Annotated in this window: 4 protein-coding genes; all 4 read left to right on the top strand. The window is 66.4% G+C overall.

The window, feature by feature from the left end:
- Positions 1-69 precede the first annotated feature (69 nt).
- Complete coding sequence (locus O2807_14085) at positions 70-495, top strand: VOC family protein (GenBank protein MDA1001631.1); 426 nt, start codon at positions 70-72, stop codon at positions 493-495.
- A gap of 14 nt (positions 496-509) precedes the next feature.
- Positions 510-1,244 carry a hypothetical protein gene (locus O2807_14080; protein ID MDA1001630.1) on the top strand — a complete coding sequence of 245 codons (735 nt, stop codon included), beginning with the start codon at positions 510-512 and terminating at the stop codon, positions 1,242-1,244.
- Positions 1,245-1,267: 23 nt separating this feature from the next.
- Positions 1,268-1,987: a cyclase family protein gene (locus O2807_14075; protein ID MDA1001629.1), complete on the top strand. Its 720-nt coding sequence runs from the start codon at positions 1,268-1,270 to the stop codon at positions 1,985-1,987.
- Positions 1,980-2,950: hypothetical protein (locus tag O2807_14070; GenBank protein ID MDA1001628.1), on the top strand; the 971-nt coding region annotated here is incomplete at its 3' end. The genes O2807_14075 and O2807_14070, both read left to right, overlap by 8 nt.

Raw genomic sequence — 2,950 nt, 5'->3', positions numbered from 1 at the left:
AAGAGACTTTCTGCGTAGATTGCGTTTTCCAGTCTGAGAATTGATTTTCCTTTTAGGGAGGAAGGTACCATGGTGGAGTTGCAGCGGCCCGTTCTGGACATCGGTCTGGTGGTGCGCGACATCGAAAAATCCCTCGCCTTCTACCGCGACACGCTGGGGATGAAGCCCACGCGCCAGATCAACCTCGACACCGAGTCGGCGCGCGCGGGCGGGGTCTCGAAAGAGGGCTTCGACATCCAGTACATGCAGTTCGGGGACGTGAACCTCAAGCTCATCTCCTTCCCGGGCGCGCCGCCCGCCACCTCCGCCGGGATCGACGGCGCGAGCGGCTACCGCTACGTCACCATGTGGGTGAAGGACATCATGGCGACCTACAAGGAATGGAAGAGCAAGGGGGCGGAGTTTCTGAGCGAGCCCATCCGCCGCACCCCCGAGATCCAGATGGTCTTCCTGCGGGACCCCGACGGGAACCTGATCGAGGTCCTGGGGCCCTGAGGAGAGAGAACGCCGTGTCCGCACCCGCGCACCAGGCCCTCGCCGCCATCTGGATCAACGTGCCCGCCGAGCGCTACGAGGACTTCCGCCAGTGGCACAACTGCGAGCACTCGACCGATCGGGTCAAGGGCCCCGGCTTCCAGGTGCTCCACCGCTACAAGGCCGCGGCGGGCGCCGAGCAGCACAACACCCTGAACATCTTCGAGGGCGACACCCTCGAGGCCTTCGGGAGCGACTACTATCTGAACTCGCTCAACAACCCCTCCCCCTGGACGAAAGAGAGCATGAAGTTCATCCGGGACGCCGAGCGCGCCGTCTATGAACTCAGGGCGTCCGCGGGCGGGGAGCCGGACTGGGACGCCCCCTTCGCCTACACCGTCCGCCTCAACTCGACCGGGGCGCCGGGGGCCGACGAGGAACTCATCGCCTGGTACGAAGAGGAGCATCTTCCCCGCCTCGCCGCCCTTCCGGGCGTCCTGCGCGGCAGGTTTTTCCAGAAACACGAGCCTCTCACCGATATCCGGACGGCGGAGAGCGAGATACAGAAAACGGCGCAGGGGGAGCGGCGCTTTCTCTCCTACATCGAACTCCAGACCCTCGATGTCCTTGGGTCGGACGCCTGGCAGGAGGCCGCCTTCGGCACCCCCCGCAGCGCCGCCATGCGCGAGAAGCTCATCGACATCCGGCGCGAGCGCTGGTGGCTCGACTTCACGAAGTGGACGCCCGAGCGCCGGATCCGGGCGGAATAAAAAGGCGCCCGAAAGGAGACACCATGCCCCGGATCATCGATCTCTCGATGCCGGTTCACCAGAACATGCAGCACTACCCCGGCACGCTGCAGCCCCTCATCAAGCTGGTGGAGACGACCTTCGAGTCGGCGAAGCGCGTCGGAACGGACAAGATGGGCTTTCCCGAGCTCTTCGCCCACAGCGTCTGCATCTTCAGCGAACACTGCGGCACCCACATCGACGCGCGGAGCCACGGCGGGCAGAACGACTCCTGGTCCGAGTCCATCCCCATTGATAAATGCTACGGGCCGGGCCTCCGGCTCGATCTGCGCCGCAAAAAGCCGGGCGAGCCCATCGAGATCGCCGACCTTCAGGCCGCGCTCGTAAAGGAAAGCTACACGATCAAGGGCGGGGAAATCGTCTTCATCTGGACGGGGGCGGCCAGCTACAACGATGAGGCGCGCTACCTGACCGACCATCCCGGAATGATCGGCGAGAGCGCCGAGTGGCTCATCGATCAGGGGGTGCAGGTGATGGGCATCGACGCCCCGGGCTTCGATCTGCCGATTCAGGAGATGATGGACCGGAAGGACCCCTGGCCCTGCCACCGCCTCTTCCAGAAGCGCGAATACTGGCACATCGAAAACCTCGCCAACCTCGGCGCCATCCCGAGGGCGCACGGCTTCACGGCGAGCGTCCTGCCGCTCTCCTGGACGGGCGCGACCGGCACCCACATCCGGGCGGTCGCCATCCTCGATGACTAGCGCGCCCGTGATGGACTTCCTCCGCCGCTTTAGACATCCGCCCCGCAGGCCCGCGCCCTCATGGCTCGGGGTGATCGTGCGGCTGGTTGCGCTGGGGATGATCCTCCTCTACTGGCTCGCCTTCGGTTTCGGGTGCGCCCGCAAGCCGGCGCCCCTGCCGTCCGCCGCCGCCCCGAAAACGCCCCGCGAAGCGCAGATCGCCCGCTACGGAAAAACCCTCCGGGCGTTCATGGAAAAGAGTGACACTCCTCTCATCGACCTTGCCCTCACGCTCAAGGCGGAAACGGACACCGACGCTCTGATCCGGCAGATGGACCGCGAGGATGTGGCGCTCGCCGCCGTCACCGCCCCGGATGCGCGCACCATCGCAGAGGCGGTCCGCCGCCACCCCGGCCGTCTGATCCCCCTGACCGCCGCAGGGAGCGGGGTGGAGGGGGCCCGGCCGGATGGCGCCTTTCTGGAGCGAACCCGGAGCCAGCTCGCATCGGGTGCCTTCGGCATCGGGCTGATTCCCCTGCGGATCCACCCCCCGGAGGGCGAGAAGAGCGAAAAGCCCGGCGTGCCGCCCCTGCGCGGGGGAGTGTTCGAAAAACTAATCGCCCTCGCCGTGGAGAAGAGCGCCCCGCTCATCATCCGCATGGACCCGGACGATGCCGCCGCCGGTGAGCTCGAGGCCCTCTTGCGGGCCCACCCCGCCGCCCGCGTCCTGTGGACCGGTGCGGGCTACCTTCCCCAGGTGGATGAAATGCCCGGATACGGGCACGCCCTCCTGCGGGCCATGAGCCTGCGTCACGGAAATCTTTTTTTCGCCCCGACCCTTCGGCTGTCCGAGAAAGCGTACATTGATGTCCGCCACCGGCCCATTCTGCTCTACGATTCGAGCGGCCAGCTTTCCTTCGAGTGGCAGACCCTGATGGACGCCCGGGCGGGCCAGTTCGCCGCCGCCAGCCGGCACGCCGGCGC

The sequence above is a fragment of the bacterium genome, from assembly GCA_027622355.1.
Lineage (GTDB): Bacteria > UBA8248 > UBA8248 > UBA8248 > UBA8248 > JAQBZT01.
Note: the sequence above shows the minus strand (reverse complement) of the source record. Positions and strands in the feature narration are given on the sequence as shown.